Origin of the sequence: Neobacillus niacini (assembly GCF_000759675.1) — a bacterium.
GTDB classification, from domain to species: domain Bacteria; phylum Bacillota; class Bacilli; order Bacillales; family Cytobacillaceae; genus Neobacillus; species Neobacillus niacini_A.
Map to the genome: position 1 here is coordinate 123,064 of NZ_BAWM01000037.1, position 20,676 is coordinate 143,739.

Below are 20,676 nucleotides of genomic sequence, written 5' to 3' on the forward strand. Positions count from 1 at the left end.
TATGGCTTAAGCCCCCTCCAATATCGGAGGGGGCTTTCATTGCCTAATACTAGACCATGTTATTAGGCTTAATCCATTCATCAAATTGATTTGGAGTAACATAGCCTGTTTTTTCGGCTGCTTCTTTTAATGTACAATTTTCCTTAAAAGCTAATTTGGCTATTTCAGCTGCTTTTTCATAACCAATATAGGGATTCAATGCAGTTACTAGCATTAAGGAACGTTCAACATGCTTATTAATGACTTCTTTGTTGGCTTCAATTCCTATCGCACATTTTTCATTAAAGGAACGAATGCTATCTGTTAAAAGTGTGATCGATTGAATTAAATTATAAATAATCACTGGCTTAAAAACGTTTAATTCAAAGTTTCCTTGGCTCGCCGCAAACCCAATGGTTGAATCATTCCCAAAAATTTGGCATGCCACCATCGTTAACGCTTCACTTTGCGTTGGATTTACTTTACCCGGCATTATAGAACTTCCTGGCTCATTGGCAGGAATAATCAACTCCCCAATACCACTCCTTGGTCCACTGGCAAGCCATCTGATGTCATTGGCTATTTTCATTAAATCTGCAGCCAACGCTTTTATTGACCCGTGTAAAAAGACGATTTCATCATGACTCGTTAATGCATGAAATTTGTTTGATGAAGCCCTAAATGGATACCCTGTATAGGCAGTAAGCTTTTCTGCAACCTTATCACCAAATTGTGGATGGGCATTTATACCAGTTCCTACAGCCGTACCGCCAATTGCAAGATCAAGTACATACTTACTTGATTCTTTTATCATGCTTTCATTCTTTTCAAGCATAGCCCTCCAACCACTTATTTCTTGACCAAGTGTTATTGGAGTCGCATCCTGAAGATGGGTTCTCCCAATCTTCACAAGATTCATAAAGTCCTTTTCCTTCGTAATAAGAGTGCTTTTCAAATCATTGAGAGCAGGAATTAATTTCTCAGTAATTTTTATGTACGCAGCAACATGCATAGCAGCTGGAAAGGTATCGTTAGAGCTCTGAGACATATTTACATCATCATTTGGATGAATCCTCTCTTTACTTCCTTGACTGCTTAATAAATCATTTGCTCGATTCGCTATAACCTCATTCACATTCATATTGGTCTGTGTACCACTTCCAGTTTGCCAGACGGCAAGCGGAAAATGCTGATCAAACTCTCCTTTAAGCGTTTGATCACATACGGTAAGAATAGCACCCATTTTATTCTTCTCCAGTTTACCTAAATCATGATTAACCTCTGCAGCCGCTTTTTTTACTAAGGTTAAAGCATAAACCACTTCTAGTGGCATTTTTTCGGTACCAATTTGAAAGTTTTCGCGGCTGCGTTGTGTTTGTGCACCCCAATATTTATCAGCTGGGACCTGAACCTCACCAAGAGTATCTTTTTCCAATCTAAACTTTTCCATAGCTTCACACCTCTCTACTTCATTTTTGTATCTATATTCTTATCCTTATTCATCTTTTATAAAAAAAAATGCAGACTTTATGTCTGCACTTTAATGTTTAACGATCATATATCCAATATAATACGAGAGAATTAAGAAACTTCCAATTACATTTACGATTGAGTAATCTGCCATTTATCCCACCCCTTTTATTATGAAAGAGCTTAAACATCTATAAAGTATCATAATAAAGGGTATTTACCTGTGATAAAAATAACAGTTTATCAATGTGGAAGTGAATTTTTTGTGAACATTATCCCGCAAGTCCGGCACTGCCTTTTTGGAGTTCATACATTTGATAATATTTGCCCTTAAGAATCATCAATTCTTCATGTGAACCACGTTCGACAATCTTTCCACGATCCAACACAAGAATTTGGTCAGCATTGCGAATAGTTGATAACCTGTGCGCAATAATAAACGTAGTTCTTCCTTTTTTCAAGACATCCATAGCTTCTTGGATAACAGCTTCGGTTTCAGTATCTATACTTGATGTGGCTTCATCTAAGATTAGGATTGCTGGGTTAAAAGCTAGGGCTCTTGCAAAGGAGATTAACTGGCGCTGTCCGCTAGATAAAGTGCTCCCTTTTTCAATAACCGGTTCATCATATCCATTTTCCAAGTTTTTAAAGACTTTGTCTGCCCCAACATCCTTTAATGCCTTTTCCACCCTTTCTCTTGTTATCGATGGGTCACTCAAGCTTACATTAGAGGCTATCGTGCCAGTAAACAAATATGGATCCTGCAACACAATTCCCATATGATTTCGAATCGTTTGACGAGGTATGCTGACAATGTCCTTACCATCAATTAGAATTTTTCCCTTTTGACAATCATAGAAACGGAAAAGCAGATTCATAATCGAGCTTTTTCCAGAACCAGTGTGACCTACAAGAGCAACGGTCTGCCCTTGTATCGCTTCAAAGTGAATATCGTTTAGAACATACTCACCTTCTTTATAACCAAAAGACACATGATCAAATTGTACATTACCATGAAATCTTTCTATTCTTTCAGTACTTACATTCTCACCTTGTTCATCCATAAGCTTAAATACTCTTTCACCTGCAACTAGGGCAGTTTCCAAATTGGCTAATTGATTGACAATTCCCTGTACAGGCTGAAATAGACGATTAATGTAATCAACAAAAGCATAGAGCACACCAAGAGAAATGACAGAAGCAGGATTTAACGATTGACCCCCAAAGTACCAAATGAATGCAACAAAAACAAGATTTCTAAGAATCCCCACTAAATTATGAGAAGTTAAAGCATTCAAGCTTAATAATTTATTTTGATACGTAAAATGCTCAGTATTAAGCTTTTCGAATTCCTTTTCTGTCTCTTTTTCCCTTCTAAAGGCTTGAATAATACTCATACCACCGATGGATTCATTAATTGTCGCATTGATATCACTTATTCGAGAACGAATAACATGATTGTATTTTGAAGCAAACTTTCGATATAATAACATCCATGCATAAAGGATCGGCAATAGTATTAAACAAATGGCTGCCAGCTTCACATCTAAGATAAATAGGGCCGCATATATTCCTGTGATATATATAGCACTAGTGAAAAATTGTGCTAATACAGTCACATATAGTTCACGTATAGCTTCCGTGTCATTGGTAATCCTAGCAACCACTTTTCCAGCTGGAAGGTTATCAAAGTATTGGATTGGAAGCCGTTGAATTTGTCCGTAAACATCTTCACGCATTTTTTGAATGATTCGATTTGCTGACTTCTGCAGCAAAAATCGCTGTCCATATTGGAAAATAGCTGAAATCACTAAAAGAAAGAAATAAATGATCAGCAGTTTAATAATCCCTGGGATTTCCAGTTGATAGAACGCCATTAACTCCCTATTGGTAAGTTCCTTTGCGTCATATTCAACCTTCGCTGTTCCTTTTTGAAGTGTTAAAATCCCCTTTTCAAATGTTCTTTTTCCATCGAATTCAAGCTTTTCTTCCACAATGACAAACTTTGCTCCAACCTGCAAAATTCTAATTTCTTTCCCCTTTTCTTCAACCTTGGAAAAGTTTTTTTCTTTTTTATAAAATACCTCGTTATATTCTGCTGTGTTTTTCCCTTTAGTTGTTTCATACCAAACGGACTCAATGCCTAAAATGTGCTGATCGATAATATTTTTTGCAATGAATGGACCTGCCAAATCAGTAACGACGGAAATGGTCAGCATAAATAATGCAGCAAAAATGATTTTTTTATAGTTTAATGCATACTGGGTTAATCGCCTGCCTGTACTCATGCTGTCACCTCCTCTTCTAGATTATTTTCCACTTGCTGACGTAAATATTGTTCTTTATACCAGCCATCAGTAGAAAGCAGTTGTTCATGAGCTCCTTCTTCGATGATTCGACCATCATCAAGAACAAGGATTTGGTCTGCATGTTGAACAGCAGACATTCGGTGGGTAGTGATAATGGTTGTTTTGTCTTTTCTTATCTCACGAATATTGTCAATAATTCTCTTTTCTGTTTTTGCATCAACAGCCGACAAGGAATCGTCAAGAATAAGAATATCAGGATTTTTTATTAACGCACGAGCAATTGATATTCTTTGTTTTTGACCGCCAGAAAGTGCTACTCCTTTTTCACCAACAAGTGTTTCTAAACCATCTGGGAGCAGTTCTAAATCCTTTCTTAATGCAGATAAGTCGATGGCTTTCTCCAATTCTTCTTCTGTTGCTTCTGTGTTCCCAAATAAGATATTTTCTTTTACACTTTTTGAAAAAAGTACATGATCTTGAGGGACATAACCAATCCATTTTCGGACTTGATTCAGTGACTGTTCCTTGAGTGGAACACCAGAGATGGACAGTTCTCCCGTTCCAAGAGGATATTGTCTTAATAACTGTTTGATAAGTGTGGTTTTACCGCTCCCAGTTTTTCCGACAATCCCTAATGTTTGTCCTTGAAGCAAGTGAATAGAAATATTGGTTAAATTATCCTCTTTGGAAGAAGGATATCGAAACGTTACCTCTTTATAATCAATTCTGTCTGCAGCCTCGACCATAATTGGCTGTGAAGGATTCTCTACTGTCTCCTGAAAGGACAATGTTTCATTTACCCTATCTAGGGACGCATTTCCTCTTTGCATGATATTAATTAATTCACCTATCGCAAACATCGGCCAAATTAGCATCCCTAAATAAACATTAAAGGCAACAAGGTCACCTAAGGTTATAGCCTGATTAAAGACTAAATAGGCACCATAGCCAAGGCCAATCATATAGCTTATTCCGACCAGTATTTTTACTGTTGGATCAAATAACGAGTCAATCCTCGCAACTTTAATATTTTTTTGAAAGACATCTTCTGTTAATTGATGGAACCTCCTGCCATCTGCCTCTTCCTGAACATAAGCACGAATAACCCTTACACCTGCAACAGATTCTAAAACTCGATCATTTAAATCCCCAAATGCATCCTGTGCTTCCATAAAGCGCTTATGAATTCTATTTCCGTAAATTTGCATGATATAAGCCATAATCGGCAGGGGAAGGATTGCTGCAATGGTTAGCTTCCAGCTAATTAATATCCCCATGGTAATTATAAGCGTAAGCATCCAGACACTTGAATCTACTAGTGTCAATATCCCAAACCCTGCGGTGATGGATATTGCCTTTAAATCATTTGTTGCTCTCGCCATTAAATCACCAGTTCGATTTTTCTCATAAAAAGTAGGCGACATACTTAATAAATGTTTCATGAATCGGGATCTTAACTTTCTTTCTACAAGAAAGGCACCTCCGAATAATTTATACATCCAAACGTACGTGATTCCATATGAGAAAACCATGATTAAGAAAAGATAACCCACATATTTTACGATTTTTCCATTACTCATTTCGCCAAGTTGAATATCATCAATTGCCATTCCTATTAATTTAGGCGGCACAACATCTAGAATCCCAACTAGAATTAATAACGTTATCGCAATTACATAACGCTTCCAATATTCTTTAAAAAACCAACTTAATTTCTTTAATACCGAAAACATCCCTTTCCCCCCCTATATAAAAACAAAAAGGCATACCGCAATAGAGTGCAGTATGCCTCGACACTAAAAAAGAGACAAAAAAACACAAGTTACGTAAGAAAAAGAACGCAACCTGTGTTAAATATTACAAAACAATAGTAATGTGCTTCCTAAATAGAAGGTATGCATGGACAGGTTACATTCAAATATTCAGTTGCTGTTAAAGTGCTGTGTAATACAATCATTTTGTAACCCTCCATTTCCTTTTTTTACATCCTTTGTTAGATTATCACCAGATTATTTAAATGTCAATTCCTATTTTTCAGAATTTTCCCATCCCATTAGGCAGTACTAAAATATGCTAATCGGACTTTTTCTGAAAAATTTTCCGAACAAATATTAAGTAAAAAAGCGTTGGCATTGGAGCTTGAATGAGACCGACGATTCCCCATAACCAATAGTTGTGATTGCGCTTCCTAGCGTCTAAGAATAAAAAGATACTTTGGAGTAACAGGATAGCAGCAACGAGAATAATAACAGTTAGTGAGTAATCATTACTCATTGATTTTCACCTTCTTATTAAACCTAGTAAGTGTGTAGTATCCAATAAATATCGGAGTAATTAGTTGAATTAGGATAAACACCACTGGCATTTGATAAAAAGATACGATGATTCCACTTAATATGAATAATGCAATCATAAGAAACAATGATAGTTCTTTCACAAATTTCTTTCTGCTATTTTGTTTCTCAGTTAGAACCATTTTTTCAAACCATTCTAGATCTGGAGTATAGACTGGGAATTGATCGACCTTGCCTAATCCTTCTTGCAGTTTGTGAATAGCATCCAAGTCATGTTTATTTTGTTTTTCGTTTCCGAGTATGACGACCTTCTGTTTCTTCACCAAGTTTCAGCTCCCTTCTTACTGCCAAAATTCCATTATGAACTCTTGATTTTACCGTTCCAGAGGATATTTTCATCCATGTACCAATCTCATCATATGAGTATCCATAATAATGCTTCAGCACAATGGGAACCCGAACGTCTACAGGTAATTTACCTAATGCCTCTAACGCATCGTTCCATTCCTCATTCCGGCTTTCAAATTGCCATTTCAGTTTTCGATAAACTTCTTCCTGTCCTTTCCATTTGTTTTCTCTCTTTTGCTTTCTACATTGATCTATATAAGCATTGGTGGCAATGGAAATCAGCCAAGTTGAAAATTTACTTTGACCATTATAGAGATGCATTTTTTGAATACATTTTGCCATTGTTTCTTGTGCCAGTTCTTCAGCAATATCAGGGTTCATTGTAATTTTCATTAAATACTTTACAAGGAACGGATAATTTTCTTTAAACAACATCGCAAATGCAAGATGATCCCCTTCTTTTGCACTTTTTATTAACGGATCCATCGCCGCTTGTCCTCACTTTCCCCCATCTATCCCTCTTTTTCTATTTGACTCTATCTGCTGATTTCCGCTCCAGACACTTCGCTTTCCGCACAAATCAACAGAGTGCCAATTTCAACATTTAGCTTTAACACAGCCTTCTATATATGTATAAGACGTCAAAGTAAAAATTTCGTTCATTTTATTTAGTGAATAATTTAAATTCTATCACAAAAGACACGAATTTCTTCGTGCCTTTCCATTAATGACTATTATTTGGACCTATTCTTTTCCATCGCTTTTCCCATTTTTCTTTTTGTTTTCTCCACTTTTCTTCCCATTTTCTAGCACCTTTATTAAAATGCTCTTCAATCGATTCTCGGTTGATTTTCATTTCTTCCTCTTGCTTCTTTTGAATCAATGTATCGATGCGGGGGACATCAAAGCTATTTGATGGAGTACCTTTTAATGCTTCCTTCATGACTTCACGAAACACAATGGCTGCTCCTGCACTGCTTGTTGTTTTCAAGAAGTGTTTTTCATCTGTTTTATCGTAGCCTACCCACACGGCTCCAATTAATTGTGGTGTATAGCCAACAAACCATTGGTCCTTGACCCCTGTAACTCCTTCAATTGGTACTTGTGTCGAACCAGTTTTCCCAGCTATTTCTCTTCCTAGTATTTGAGCGCTTTTTCCTGATCCGTGTTCAACAGCTCCAAGGAGCAAAGTGTTTATGTGATCTGTCACAGCTTTAGTAGTGACTCTTTCCTTTTTTTCCTTCCACTCAGCAACAATATTCCCTTCTGTATCAACTATCTTCTTGATTACATGAGCTTTAGTTCTAACTCCATGATTAGGAAAGACGGAATACGCCTCAGCCATTATCAGTGGAGAAACACCTTCTTCTAATCCACCAAGTGCAAGTGTTAGGTTTCGATCACCTTTTTTTAATGGTATTCCAAAGCGCTTGGTTGAATCTAATCCCTTTTCTATTCCTATTTCATTTAATAACCAGACAGCTGAAACATTTTTTGAATCTTTTACTGCTTCATACATGGGTACTTCCCCGGCATATTCGTGGTTGTAATTGCTTGGCTCATATTCACCAAAGCTCATTGGTTCATCCTTTAACATATCTGTTATTTTCCAGCCATCTTCGAGTGCCGGTGTAAAGACTGCAAGCGGTTTAATCGAAGAACCTGGCTGTGCCTTTAATTGCGTTGCACGGTTATAACCTCTAAAGGTATGTTCTCCTCGTCCACCAACAATTGCTCGGATTCCACCCGTTTTTGGATCAACTAATATCCCGCCGCTTTGGACCATTTGATCAGTACCCTTTGGAAATAAATCGTCTTTTTGATAGGTTTTCTCCATAGCATTCTGCATGGTAGGATCAAGCTCTGTATATATTTGATACCCACCGGTTAATAATTCATCCTGTGATAAATGGTATACATTAATTGCTTCTTCAAAAACTTGATCAACATAATGAGGATACTTCCCACGAAACGGATCCCCGCCTTTATTATTTAAAATTACTTTTTCATTTAGTGCTTGTTCATATTGCTGAGTTGTAATATAGCCCTGCTTCTTCATTTGTCCAAGTACAAGATTTCTCCTTTGTGTTGCCTTATCCAAGTGATGATATGGATTTAAAGCAGAAGGTGCTTTTATTAAACCTGCAAGTAAGGCTGATTCGCTAATAGATAGATCCTTGACCTCTTTGGCAAAATAATTCCGTGCTGCATGCTTAATCCCCCAGGCACCATCACCAAAATAGATCTGATTTAAGTACATTTGAAGGATCTCTGATTTGCTAAATTGTTTCTCTATTTTCATAGCTAAAAACACTTCATCAACTTTTCTTTTTAGGGTTTTCTGAGAGGTGAGTAGTGTGTTTTTTGTTAACTGCTGGGTAATCGTACTGCCGCCTTCAACCATCCCACGAGCTTTTATGTCCCGTATAAGTGCTCTTGTAATACCTATAAAATCAACACCATGATGCTCATAGAATCGGCGGTCCTCTATTGCAATGACTGCATTTTTCATAGAGTCAGATACCTGATTAATTGAAATACCTTCATTTTTATTAGCAGAAACTTTACTTGCAACCTCACCATTCAAATCATAAAATATGGTTGCCTGGGGAAGTTCATTCTTAAGCGAAGAAATATCCACATCCATCGAATATGCATATATGATACCTAGAAAGCCCAAAACTAAAAGAGAAAACGAAAGAACCATCACTTGGTTCATATGCCATCGCTTCCAATTATTCACTACCTTTTTCATAAATCCTCCTTAAAAAATGAAAAAATCCAAAATGAATGACATCATTTTCTTTTTCCCAAAATAGGGAAAATTTATCCAAGTTTTGCGGATAAAAGGTGTCAAGAATCTTCTAAATTGTTTTTGTAGATATTTTGTAACAACATCATTATGAAATTTTTTATATGATAAGGGTATAGTTTCGAGAAAAGGAAGTGGAGTATGTTCTTAAAATCTAGAAATGAATCAGATTTATTAAAATTATTGGGATTCTTAAACACAAGAATGATTTTATCTGAAGATGAAAGGAAGCAGTATTTATACTTAAAGAAAGGATATGAAGGGGAAGTCGCATTTGACCTGTTGACGGCAGCAAACCTCAATAGAGAAATGTTTATTTTAAACGATATAATGCTCGAAATAAATCATTCAAAATTTCAAATTGATTCCTCCCTGATCATTCAAGATACGATTATTCCTTGTGAAGTAAAAAATTATGAGGGCAATTATTTTTACAAAGATGGTGAATTCCAATTATGTAGTGCCAAAAGGCCAATTACGAATCCATTACACCAATTAAAGAGAACCGAAACTTTGCTCCAACAATATCTCAAAAAAAATGGGTTCCCTTTTCGAATTCTTCCCTATCTAGTTTTTATCAATCCTAAATTCTTCTTATATCAAGCTCCCCAAAATGATTCGATTATTTTCCCCCCACAGCTCAGCAGCTTTATGGAAAAACTAAATTCAAAACCATTTAACCTAAATGGGATGCAGCAGAAACTTGCTGACAAATTAATAGCGGATCACAAAATTGAATCTCCCTATCCTAAATTACCTCCCTACGAATATCATTCACTGCAAAAAGGAATGACTTGTGCTATATGCGATTCATTTTTTATTACTTGTGACGAAAGGAAACTTACGTGTAAAAATTGCGGTTTTGAGGAGGAGGTTGAATCAGCTGTTATACGTAGTGCAGAAGAGTTAAAGCTGCTTTTTCCAACTCTAAGAGTTACTACTAATATTATTTTTGATTGGTGTAAGGTGATAGGTTCTAGAAAAACGATTCGGAGAATCCTGCAGAAATATTATAAAGTTATTGGATGTAAGCAATGGACTTATTATAAGTGACCGCTCTTTCTTCTTTTAGCAGTTCTCGGGCTCTCATCCACTTTATGAGTGACCGCTCTTTCTTCTTTTTGCAGTTCACGGGCTCTCATCTACTTAATGAGTGACCACTATTTCTTCTTTTTGCTATTCACGGGCTCTCATCCACTTTATGAGTGACCGCTCTTTCTTCTTTTTGCAGTTCACGGGCTCTCTTCCACTTTATGAGTGACCGCTCTTTCTTCTTTTTGCTATTCGCGGGCTCTCATCCACTTTATAAGTGACCGCTCTTTCTTCTTTTTGCTATTCGCGGGCTCTCATCTACCTTTTGAGTGACCGCTCTTTCTTCTTTTTGAAATTCGCGGGCTCTCATCTACTTAATGAGTGACCGCTCTTTCTTCTTTTTGCTATTCACGGGCTCTCATCCACTTTATGAGTGACCGCTCTTTCTTCTTTTTGCTATTCGCGGGCTCTCATCCACTTTATAAGTGACCGCTCTTTCTTCTTTTTGCTATTCACGGGCTCTCATCTACTTAATGAGTGACCGCTCTTTCTTCTTTTTGCTATTCGCGGGCTCTCATCTACCTTATGAGTGACCGCTCTTTCTTCTTTTTGCAGTTCGCGGGCTCTCATCTACTTAATGAGTGACCGCTCTTTCTTCTTTTTGCTATTCGCGGGCTCTCATCCACTTTATGAGTGACCGCTCTTTCTACTTTTTGCAGTTCACGGGCTCTCATCTGCCTTATGAGTGACCGCTCTTTCTTCTTTTTGCTATTCCCGGGCTCTCATCTACCTTATGAGTGACCGCTCTTTCTTCTTTTTGAAATTCGCGGGCTCTCATCTTCCAATGAGTGGATAAAAAAAGAAAAAGCATTCGATATTAGAATCGATTGCTTTTCCTTAGTCATTCATAGTTAATTCTTTAAAGCGTACTTTGGAATGTTTCTCATCAAAACTGCTAAAAATGCGATAATGTTTTTCATCTAATATCCGAAAATGCTTACTAAGAATATTTTGTTGAAGAACAAAACCATTTTTTCTCGATACTACCCGCCACCAAATTCGTCCTCCGAACGTTTTCATTCTCCGATAGTCAATTCCTTCGCGTGCAACGGTCTCTAAGACTTCCAGCGGTTCATTTCCAAATAGAAATTGGACCGTTTCTGTTTCTCTAAATAAAGCACAGATCGAAACAACGGTAGACCAACCAGCAAGAACCCTTCCTTTTTCGACCTGTACAAGGGTTTTCTTTGATACCCCAATGATTTCTGCCATTTTATCCTGGGTATAGCCTGCTTCTGTACGGATTAATCGTAATTTATTTGAAACTAGCCTAATAATTTCTTCTCTATTCATAAATAGACCTTCTTTCACTTCCTATCTAGTGTAATTTTACACAAGTTGCCTTATATTTAAAAGAAAAAACTGCTATCGTTTAAATGATAGCAGTTTTTATGGTTTTATTTCGTCGGAATCCCACATTGACTTTGACTTAAGCAGGATTTTTCAAGATCACAAGCAGCACATTTCCCTTTTTTTGATTTACGGATAAATTTCACTAATGCCCAAGTAGCGTAACCAAAAATCGCAGTGCCAATGATGATGTTTGCTATCATATGGTACACCTTCCCTAATTTAGACTAGTCCAAACAGTTTACCGCCCTGATAAATAACCAAACATAAAACATAGGCAATAAATAATGCATAAAGAATTGAAAAAGCAGTCCATTTCTTTGAGCCTGTCTCTTTGTAAATGGTTGCCGCAGTTGCTAAACATGGAATATATAATAGAATAAAAACCATAAAGCTATAGGCAGCAAGTGGTGTGTAAAAATCACTTAATAAACCTTGCAAACTCGCATTTTCTGGAACAAAATAAATAATATTCATCGTTGAGATAATGGCTTCTTTTGCTAGGAAACCCGTTATTAAGGATGCAGCCGCCTGCCAAGTGCCAAATCCGATGGGCTCTAATAACGGTGCAAACAAATTACCTATAGCAGCTAAAAAGCTATCATCCATATCGACTTTTAATCCATTCGGACCAGCATACGATAACAGCCAAATGAAAACAGAGCCTGCAAAGATAAACGTTCCTGCTTTTCTAACAAAACCCTTGCCCTTATCCCAAGTACTTCTCCAAAGTGATTGTACCTGTGGGAGACGATATGGAGGCAATTCTATAACGAATAACGATGTTTCTGATTTTAATAAGGTTTTAGTAAATATTTTAGCTAATAGTAAAGCAACAACGATACCAAGAACATAAAGACTTAATACCACTAGTGCTTTATGACCCACAAAAAATGCGCCAACAAACAATGCGTATACAGGCAGGCGTGCAGAGCATGACATTAGTGGTGTTAATAATATGGTCATTAGTCTTTCACGAGGAGTTTCAATCGTTCTAGCAGCCATGATACCGGGTACATTACAGCCAAATCCAATCATCATCGGAATAAACGCCTTACCATTTAGCCCAACAGACTCCATAATCCTGTCCATAACAAGAGCTACCCTAGCCATGTAACCTGAATCCTCTAATAAGGATATAAAAAAGAAAAGAATAAATATCTGTGGAACGAACACGAGTACTCCACCAACACCGGCAATTAATCCTTCAATAATCAGTGCATGTATAAAGTCTGAAGCGTTAATAGTAACAAGGAATTTTTCAAATCCTGTGGTTACTGGACCTGTTAATATTCCATCCAAAACGTCAGATAATGGAGTCCCTAGCCAATCAAAGGTCAACATAAACATCAAATACATACATATTAAGAAGATCGGCATTCCTAAATAGCGATTAGTTACAATGGAGTCAATTTTTTCTGTCAGAGGTACAACAGTACGAACTTTTCGAACAGAAGCCACTAGAATTTTTTCGATAACTTCTTTTCTTTTCAAATAAATGTAGTTTGCCAGCGATTTTTTATTTTTATTTTCTTGGTTTAATACAGACTCCAAATGAGAAATGAATAATTCTAGTTTAGTAGGTTCTATTAGTTTGGAAAGATAATTTTTTACGTATTCATTCCCCTCAAAAAGTTGAAGGGCAAGCCATCTAGGTGAATGGTCTGTTTTTCCTATTAGATCAATACTTAATTCAGAGATAGCATCTTCTATCTCTTTTCCATAAAAAACATGTTTTTTTACCTTTGAATGATTCGAACTTGTTGAAATGACCTCTATTAATCGATCGCAACCTTTACCATTCCTTGCAACAACAGGTACGACAGGTACTCCTAAAATCTGTGATAGCTTTTCCGTATCAATATGAATGCCTCGATTGGCAGCGACATCAACCATATTCAAACCAATTAATGCCGGCTTTTCATATTCAAGCAATTGTATTGTTAAATGCAAATTACGCTCTAATTGAGAAGCATCTAAAATATTTAACAACCTGTCTACTGGTTCCTCTAAGAAAAAAGAAGTAACAACCCCTTCATCCTTTGATAATGGATTGAGAGAATAAACCCCTGGCAAATCAATTAATCTTCCTATATTATTCTTGAAAACTCCGACCTTCTTTTCAACTGTAACACCGCTCCAGTTCCCAACATATTCATAGGATCCTGTAAGATTATTAAACAATGAAGTTTTTCCGGTATTCGGGTTTCCAATAAGTGCGATTTCCATTAAACTCTCTCCACTTCTATTAAGCGCGCTTCTTTGAGACGGAGACCGACACACTGTCCACACGATTCAATCATGACTGGCCCCCCAAAAGGCATTACGCATTTGATACAAACCTCAGAACCTTCCGTTATTCCTAGGTCCAACAACCTTCTTTGCACCATTCGGCCAACTTTCGATATATTAATGATTTTTCCTTTTTCTCCTACTTTAAACGAACCGAACATCGCTATCACCCTTACATAGGTTAATTGAGAATGATTATCTTTATTTATATCGTTATTTTATCATTAAAAGATGGCTTATTCTGTGACAAAAGTTCGAAAAAAAAAAGATAGATAAGTCATAGACTTTTCTATCTTTTCTTCTTATATCATTTTTTTGGGTGCTGCACTAATGACAAGGATCACAATGACCGCGCACACGATGAAGCTTGGGAGCATATATGTTCCATTGTAAAGAAGGGAATAAACAGCTACTGGCTGACCTTCAGGCGCATATTCGCCAAAGAACACAATTCCTGATAGGACATGAGAAAGATATCTTAATGCACTACCTAAAAATGTACCCAATAGAACAAATGTGACCCATTTTCTTCTATTATTATTTACAAGGGAATCTTTCACCTGAGAAGCAAATATACCTGCTAAACCAACCACTGAAAAGGCAATACCATAATCAATAATACCTTGTAGAAGTGTATATATTTGTGAAAAACCAAGGATGAACTGTAGTAATCCAAGTAAAAATCCAGACAAGATTCCTCCTTTTACTCCCCAACGAAATGACATTAGGAAAATGGGAATCATCGCGATAGAAATGGATCCTCCTTGAGGCCATATTTTTAATGACAATAATCCTGAAACCAAATCCAATAAATAAGCTAGTGCTGAAAATACTGCTACTTCTACTAAAAATAATGTGTTATTATGCTTTTTCTCCATACATGTTCCCCCTTATTTGTTTGTATTCTGGAGAACGTCCGATAGGTTTACTACTAAAATCTAATATGGCGCCAGTATAAACAAAAAAACAATGCAGGACGTTTAAGGATAGTCTGCATTGCTTGCATTAAGATTCGGCAAACCACATCCCTACGCTAGTGTTAACTAACAGGTTCATAGGGTCAGAACTCGAACGTTCACTCTCAGCCACTAAAAGCAGCTCCCCCTGTGGAAATATTTAATTATTTTCTAAACGAATATACTATTTTTATAGGACTTTTACAAGGATAAACTTCCATTCATGGTATAATTAAATTATCTATACTTATACAAATATTAAATTAATAAAATTTACCTATCTTTATTTAAAGGGATTTTCAGCTATTATCACGAATTAACTTTAATCAGTTCGGCAATTTCTTAGGAGGAAACTGTGATGTTATCTGAGGTACAAATGGATTTAATAACTTTTTTGGATAAGAATAAAGAGAAATTGATTCGTGAGTGGGAGAATTCAATTGTTATATCTAACGGAGATCCCTATAAAGAAAAAATAAGTCAAAATGGAATAGCCATTTTTAATATAGTGTTAACTATGCATACGATGAGTGAAAAGGAACTCTTAGAGTCTATCCAAAAGCAAGCGATAGAAATTTCTGAAGAAAGAGCTTTGGCTAATATTAATATTGGGGACTTTGTATATAATGTTAATCTTGGAAGAACTGTTTTATACAGTTATTTTAGTAAGGCAGGTCTAGAATGGGATGACCTTCAAGAATCAATTAATAAGATAAATTTCTGCTTTGATAAATTTCTTTATTTCGCAGTTACTCATTACACAGAATCTAAAAACAAAATTATCGAAGAAAAAACAATGTTTATTGATTCAACTCACCAAGACCGTTTAACCCTTTTAGGGCAAATGACATCAAGCTTTATCCATGAATTTAGAAACCCACTTACCTCTATTCAAGGTTTTATTCAGCTTCTTAAGGCTGACTACCCTGATATGAAATATTTGGATATCATATCAAGTGAGTTAGATCAGCTTAATTTCCGTATTTCACAATTTCTACTTTTGTCCAAAAAGGAATTAATTGGAAAAGAAAAGGAGCATTTTAATCAAAATAAATTAATTGATGAAGTGTTAAATTTCTTATATCCAAGTATTTTAGACGGTAAGGTGAAAATAAAGAAAGATATAGTCGATGAGATTACCCTTTTTGGATATGCAGATGAAATGAGACAAGTCTTTATTAATATTATTTTTAATGCGATTGATGTATTAAACCATCACAGAATCCCAAACCCAACCATTGAAATTAAAAGCTATATAGAGAACAATACTCATGTAATTTTATCAATTTCCAATAATGGACCAATGATTCCTGCAGAATGGAGAAAAACAATTTTCGAGCCATTTTTCACAACAAAAAAACTTGGTACAGGTCTCGGACTATTCGTATGTAATGAAATCATTGAAAAACACAAAGGTGAATTAACCTGTCTCTCAAATCCAGAAATCACAGTATTTACAATTAAATTACCTATTGCTGCGTCTCCAATGTAGGAGACGTTTATTTTCTACCTTATTTTCTAAAAATTTATAATTTTTCGATTCATACAGACAGGTCTTTTTTCATAAAATGTTGATACCAACTAATATTCCAACTAGAACGTTTGACTGTACAGTTGTAATTTACTATAATTATTTTTAAATTTAGATAATCGAGGTGATATGATGGGGCTGTCTATCGTATCGGTGAATTAGCAGAAATCGCAATGGTCTCTAAACGGACAATTGATTATTATACATCAATTGGTTTATTAAACGCAGAACGTTCTAAATCTAATTACCGAATTTATTCTGATGAATCCTTAAAGGATTTAAAGTTTATTGAAGATTGTAAGAATTTACACTATCCTCTTGACGAGATTAAAAGAAAACTAGATATGAAGAAAGACAAAACAATTCGTGATTCAGAAGTGGAAAAACATGTGAATGCTGTTATACAACAAATGCAGCAGCTACAGAATGATTTATTTGACCTAATTCCAATTGTTGAAAAATTGGATGACCTGCAAAAAGAAAAATTCACAACAAATCTAATGATGCAAAAATCAGTCTTGATGAAATCCCTTTTGAATGGAACGAGTTAATTTTTTTAAATTACTAGGAGGTGACTCCTTAACTCGTATTTAACGAGCTAAGGGAACTTATTTGGACATATTTAACTTGGTTATAATAGCCATTTTAATTGCGTTAACTGCTTTTTTTGTAACTTCAGAGTTTGCTATTGTAAAAATTCGTAGTTCAAGAATTGATCAGTTGATTGAGGAAGGTAATTCGAGTGCTATTTCAGCAAAAAAAGTAATTTCTAACTTGGATGAATATCTTTCAGCCTGTCAGTTGGGAATTACGATTACTGCCCTTGCTTTAGGTTGGATTGGGGAATCAACTATTGAGCAATTGCTCGTTCCCCTTTTTAATGGACTAGAAATTCCTGAAGGTGTTTCCCACATATTATCAATTGGGATTGCGTTTGCGACAATTACTTTTTTACATGTTGTCGTAGGAGAACTGGCACCTAAAACACTGGCTATTCAGAAAGCTGAATTGATTACTCTGGTTATGTCACGACCTCTAATTCTCTTTTATAAAGTGATGTACCCCTTTATTTGGTTATTAAATGGGTCAGCGCGAATTGTAACGAGCATTTTTGGTCTTAAGCCTGTTTCTGAAAGCGAAATGGCACATACTGAGGAAGAGCTCCGAATTATCCTCTCTGAAAGCTATAAAAGTGGCGAAATTAACCAATCTGAGTTTAAGTATGTAAATAAAATTTTTGAATTTGATAACCGTATTGCCAAAGAAATTATGGTTCCAAGAACTGAAATCGTTTCATTATCTAAAGATGATACGCTGGATACTTTTCTCCAGGTAATCCGTGAGGAAAAATATACGCGATATCCAATTATTGATGGCGATAAAGACCATATTATTGGTCTAGTTAATATTAAGGAAATGGTCACGGATTTAATCAGTAAAGAAACCCTTTCAACTAAAACACTTGAACACTATACTCGTCCAATTATTAGAGTAATAGAAACCATACCCATTCATGATTTGCTTGTGAAAATGCAAAAAGATCGAATGCATATGGCTATATTAATGGATGAATATGGCGGTACCTCAGGTCTTGTTACAGTTGAAGATATCCTCGAAGAGATTGTTGGCGAAATCCGCGATGAGTTTGATTCGGATGAGATTCCAATGATACGTAAAATTAAGGAAAACCATTATATTATTGACTCCAAGGTTCTTGTAACAGAAGTAAATGATTTGTTGGGAGTCGATATTGATGATGAAGATATTGACACTATAGGCGGTTGGGTACTAACCGAGAATTATGAAGCCAAAGAAGGAGACTCCATTCATCACGAAACCTATGCATTTAAAATACTCGATATGGAGGATCACCATATAAAATATATCGAGGTAACAAAGCTTGTAAGTGAAGAAGAAGCAAACACAAATAAAATTGCTTTACCTCATACTGAAGTACTCTCATGAATTGAATTTTCCAACAGACCAAAGTGATTATTGGTCTGTTTTTTTGTAATAAATTTGTAATAATTGCTCAATAATCCAATCACCATCACCTTTAAAAACATATTCTAAACTAAAGGGGGGAGAAATAACGATGGAATTAATTTTCTTATTTTTAGCGTCAATACTTTCTGGATTTGCATTAATGAGCGTTGAACCGGTATCATTTTTAAGTTTCTTAGGTCCAATTTTTGATATCGTAGGCGCATTAGCAGTCATGATTTTTTCTTTAGCACTACTATACAAAGGTGGTAAATCACTATTTAAGTAGTTTTGAGAACGGTTACATTTTATTGAATAAGAAAGAAGATCAGATTATCGCATCTGATCTTTTTCTTTTGCAGTTATTTGTTTCTTAAGATAATAATTTCTTCTTCTGCTTTAGCTAATTTAATTAAGTGTGAATCCAGGCGGCGATTAATGTGTTTAATTTCCTCACCATTTCCTAAGTTTTTTTCTAAGTGCTTTACTACATTGCCTTGTACGTCTTCAATGCGCTGTAATGACTCTTTAATATCTGATAAGTCAATTTGATTAACCTCAACTCGATGCTCAATACTGTCCATTTGCTCTAATCGAGAAAGTCTATGTTCGATGTTTTCTAAGGTTTTATTGAAAGAATTAATTAGCGTTTTAATATCAGAAATGTTTTCGGTCAATTTATCAAGCTTTTGCTCCATAGTTAGTATCTCCCCATTTCGTATTAAATCCATTTTATCACCCTGAACACCCTAAATATGTTACAAATTCTAAAATAATTCTGAACGATTTTGTATATATTTAGTATCCACCCTTTATGTTGTTTATTACGGAATTTTGAACATTTTTTAAAATAAACACTAAGATAGAAATCCTTGTGAAGAATGTCACATGCAAATCTAATAAAATGCCTTAATCTAATAACATAAGAAATGGTTAACATTTCTTCCTAAATTAAATGTTTTCAATCTTATTATGGCTATTACCATTTGGAAAAGGTTGGTGCATCTTATATGATAATTTCTATTGATGAAAAAGCTGCAAAGTGGTTTACAAATGAATTCCAGATCAATACCGTGAGAATGTTTCCACAATATGATGGTTTTGGTGAAAAACACAAGGGCTTTAGCCTGGCGTTTTCAGCAGAGTCACCATCAAATATTGGCTTTACTAAAGAAATAAATGGTATTAACTTCTATATAGAAGGAAATGATGTATGGTTTTTTGAGGATACCGAAACTTGTTTATCCTATAATGACGAAATAAAAGAAATTCAAATAAGCTTCAAGGAAACATTGGCTATAAACTAATTCTCCACCAATATTATCCCAGGGCAGCCATCATAGATGGCTGCTCTATTTCCAATATTAATACTATCCCGAACAATATTCATAGCATAACCAATCCTATATTAATTTTGTTACTTACCATACAAATAATATGATTCTGAAAATTCAGAATAAAACGCGAACTATGTTGCAATAATAAATGGTTAGCTTTATAATGAAAGCGCCTACTTAGTAAAATGTTGTGAGCAGTAGCGCTTTTTTAATCTATGCAGAAAGGGGTTTGGCATGATAGAGCATTTGTATACAATCATTTTTACTTTTCTTGGGACTGGGATTGGAGGACTTACAGGATACGTAATTGTACAAAAATATATAAAAAAACCAGTAAATAAGACCTCTCAGAATAAAAATGATTTACAAAGTAATCAGAATGAAGCCCAAGACTATCCAATAATTGATATCACCATTGACCAGGTTCGGATAGCAGTGAGGCAATTTTCAGATAATCTTCCTAAAGGTGCCTACCGTACAATTATTGTCCAGAACGATAACAGCATCGATTTTAAACAACTCGCAAATATTTTAGGTGGGATTCCATCTAAGCAGTTTTATATGTCTAAAGAAACCTATGATCTTTTTGAGGAAAACGAAAAGAAAATACCAGGCGAAATGGACATGGTCCAAAAAGCAGTCGACTTATATGTTAAGGAACGAAAGGAATATCCGATGCTGCGATTCGATCCAAATCGGAGAGTGAACTATTACCAATTAATTCAAGACAATTATTTAAGAACTGCTCCTGAAACAGAGTTTTATATTACAGAATTAGATGGACTCATAACTCATATTCGACCTGAAAAAAGGAAAATCGAAAACTCCTCTCAGTAATGTAAGAGGGCACTGAAAAACTTACGTTTTTAGAAATGTAAGCATGGTCTAGACAAAAAAACGGCAATTTCTTGTTCGATTTTGAA

General features: G+C 35.5%; 20 protein-coding genes and 1 riboswitch. Of the genes, 6 read left to right on the forward strand and 14 right to left on the reverse strand.

The features are described from left to right. Positions 1-49 precede the first annotated feature (49 nt). The 7 genes from fumC to TR08_RS16415 all read right to left on the reverse strand — a co-directional run bounded on the left by fumC (position 50) and on the right by TR08_RS16415 (position 9,155). Positions 50-1,429, reverse strand: a complete 1,380-nt coding sequence (gene fumC / locus TR08_RS16385; RefSeq protein WP_045519915.1) for a class II fumarate hydratase — start codon at positions 1,427-1,429, stop codon at positions 50-52. 292 nt (positions 1,430-1,721) lie between these two features. Beyond that, on the reverse strand, positions 1,722-3,737 hold the full coding sequence (locus TR08_RS16390; RefSeq protein WP_045519916.1) for an ABC transporter ATP-binding protein: 2,016 nt from the start codon (positions 3,735-3,737) through the stop codon (positions 1,722-1,724). Beyond that, positions 3,734-5,491 (reverse strand): ABC transporter ATP-binding protein, encoded by a 1,758-nt coding sequence (locus TR08_RS16395; protein WP_045519918.1) that lies wholly within the window; start codon positions 5,489-5,491, stop codon positions 3,734-3,736. Before TR08_RS16395 ends, TR08_RS16390 begins: the two co-directional genes overlap by 4 nt. A 340-nt stretch (positions 5,492-5,831) precedes the next feature. Beyond that, positions 5,832-6,032, reverse strand: coding sequence for a hypothetical protein (locus tag TR08_RS16400; protein ID WP_045519919.1), 201 nt, complete (start codon positions 6,030-6,032; stop codon positions 5,832-5,834). Then, the gene (locus TR08_RS16405) at positions 6,025-6,375 is read right to left on the reverse strand and encodes a YxlC family protein (protein ID WP_152597438.1); all 351 of its coding nucleotides are present in this window, start codon (positions 6,373-6,375) and stop codon (positions 6,025-6,027) included. Before TR08_RS16405 ends, TR08_RS16400 begins: the two co-directional genes overlap by 8 nt. Beyond that, positions 6,329-6,886, reverse strand: a complete 558-nt coding sequence (sigY, locus tag TR08_RS16410; protein ID WP_045519922.1) for an RNA polymerase sigma factor SigY — start codon at positions 6,884-6,886, stop codon at positions 6,329-6,331. The genes TR08_RS16405 and sigY overlap by 47 nt, the downstream gene beginning before the upstream one ends. Before the next feature lie 238 nt (positions 6,887-7,124). After that, entirely contained in the window at positions 7,125-9,155 is a 2,031-nt protein-coding gene (locus TR08_RS16415) for a transglycosylase domain-containing protein (protein ID WP_045519923.1), read from the reverse strand. A 198-nt stretch (positions 9,156-9,353) separates the two neighbouring features. Here TR08_RS16415 and TR08_RS16420 point away from each other — a divergent pair, with 198 nt between their 5' ends. Beyond that, positions 9,354-10,265, forward strand: a complete 912-nt coding sequence (locus TR08_RS16420; RefSeq protein WP_045519925.1) for a nuclease-related domain-containing protein — start codon at positions 9,354-9,356, stop codon at positions 10,263-10,265. Positions 10,266-11,141: 876 nt separating this feature from the next. Here the strand turns inward: TR08_RS16420 and TR08_RS16425 are convergent. From TR08_RS16425 to thiT, 5 genes are all read right to left on the reverse strand, one after another. Next, complete coding sequence (locus tag TR08_RS16425) at positions 11,142-11,597, reverse strand: helix-turn-helix transcriptional regulator (protein ID WP_045519927.1); 456 nt, start codon at positions 11,595-11,597, stop codon at positions 11,142-11,144. Positions 11,598-11,701: 104 nt separating this feature from the next. Next, complete coding sequence (locus TR08_RS16430) at positions 11,702-11,857, reverse strand: FeoB-associated Cys-rich membrane protein (protein WP_045519929.1); 156 nt, start codon at positions 11,855-11,857, stop codon at positions 11,702-11,704. A 19-nt stretch (positions 11,858-11,876) separates the two neighbouring features. Further along, positions 11,877-13,883, reverse strand: coding sequence for a ferrous iron transport protein B (feoB, locus tag TR08_RS16435; protein WP_045519931.1), 2,007 nt, complete (start codon positions 13,881-13,883; stop codon positions 11,877-11,879). Next, a complete protein-coding gene (locus tag TR08_RS16440; RefSeq protein WP_193747761.1) occupies positions 13,883-14,107 on the reverse strand; it encodes a FeoA family protein in 225 nt (74 codons plus the stop codon). The genes feoB and TR08_RS16440 overlap by 1 nt, the downstream gene beginning before the upstream one ends. A 141-nt stretch (positions 14,108-14,248) precedes the next feature. Continuing rightward, the gene (gene thiT, locus TR08_RS16445) at positions 14,249-14,824 is read right to left on the reverse strand and encodes an energy-coupled thiamine transporter ThiT (protein ID WP_045519935.1); all 576 of its coding nucleotides are present in this window, start codon (positions 14,822-14,824) and stop codon (positions 14,249-14,251) included. Positions 14,825-14,954: 130 nt separating this feature from the next. Further along, positions 14,955-15,061: riboswitch (TPP riboswitch) on the reverse strand. A gap of 217 nt (positions 15,062-15,278) precedes the next feature. Between thiT and TR08_RS16450 the strand changes: the two genes are divergently transcribed. From TR08_RS16450 to TR08_RS16460, 3 genes are all read left to right on the forward strand, one after another. Beyond that, complete coding sequence (locus TR08_RS16450) at positions 15,279-16,394, forward strand: histidine kinase N-terminal domain-containing protein (protein WP_238579155.1); 1,116 nt, start codon at positions 15,279-15,281, stop codon at positions 16,392-16,394. Positions 16,395-16,606: 212 nt separating this feature from the next. Beyond that, positions 16,607-16,984, forward strand: a complete 378-nt coding sequence (locus TR08_RS16455; RefSeq protein ID WP_238579156.1) for a MerR family transcriptional regulator — start codon at positions 16,607-16,609, stop codon at positions 16,982-16,984. A gap of 61 nt (positions 16,985-17,045) precedes the next feature. Next, positions 17,046-18,398: a hemolysin family protein gene (locus TR08_RS16460; RefSeq protein WP_045519940.1), complete on the forward strand. Its 1,353-nt coding sequence runs from the start codon at positions 17,046-17,048 to the stop codon at positions 18,396-18,398. Positions 18,399-18,425: 27 nt separating this feature from the next. Here the strand turns inward: TR08_RS16460 and TR08_RS32605 are convergent, their stop codons facing one another. Continuing rightward, on the reverse strand, positions 18,426-18,653 hold the full coding sequence (locus TR08_RS32605) for a hypothetical protein (protein WP_193747762.1): 228 nt from the start codon (positions 18,651-18,653) through the stop codon (positions 18,426-18,428). Positions 18,654-18,778: 125 nt separating this feature from the next. Further along, a complete protein-coding gene (locus tag TR08_RS16470) occupies positions 18,779-19,114 on the reverse strand; it encodes a hypothetical protein (protein WP_045519944.1) in 336 nt (111 codons plus the stop codon). A 312-nt stretch (positions 19,115-19,426) separates the two neighbouring features. Between TR08_RS16470 and TR08_RS16475 the strand changes: the two genes are divergently transcribed. Continuing rightward, positions 19,427-19,723 carry a HesB/YadR/YfhF family protein gene (locus TR08_RS16475; protein ID WP_045519945.1) on the forward strand — a complete coding sequence of 99 codons (297 nt, stop codon included), beginning with the start codon at positions 19,427-19,429 and terminating at the stop codon, positions 19,721-19,723. Positions 19,724-19,987: 264 nt separating this feature from the next. After that, complete coding sequence (locus tag TR08_RS16480) at positions 19,988-20,590, forward strand: DUF3939 domain-containing protein (protein WP_052427489.1); 603 nt, start codon at positions 19,988-19,990, stop codon at positions 20,588-20,590. Positions 20,591-20,676: the final 86 nt, after the last annotated feature.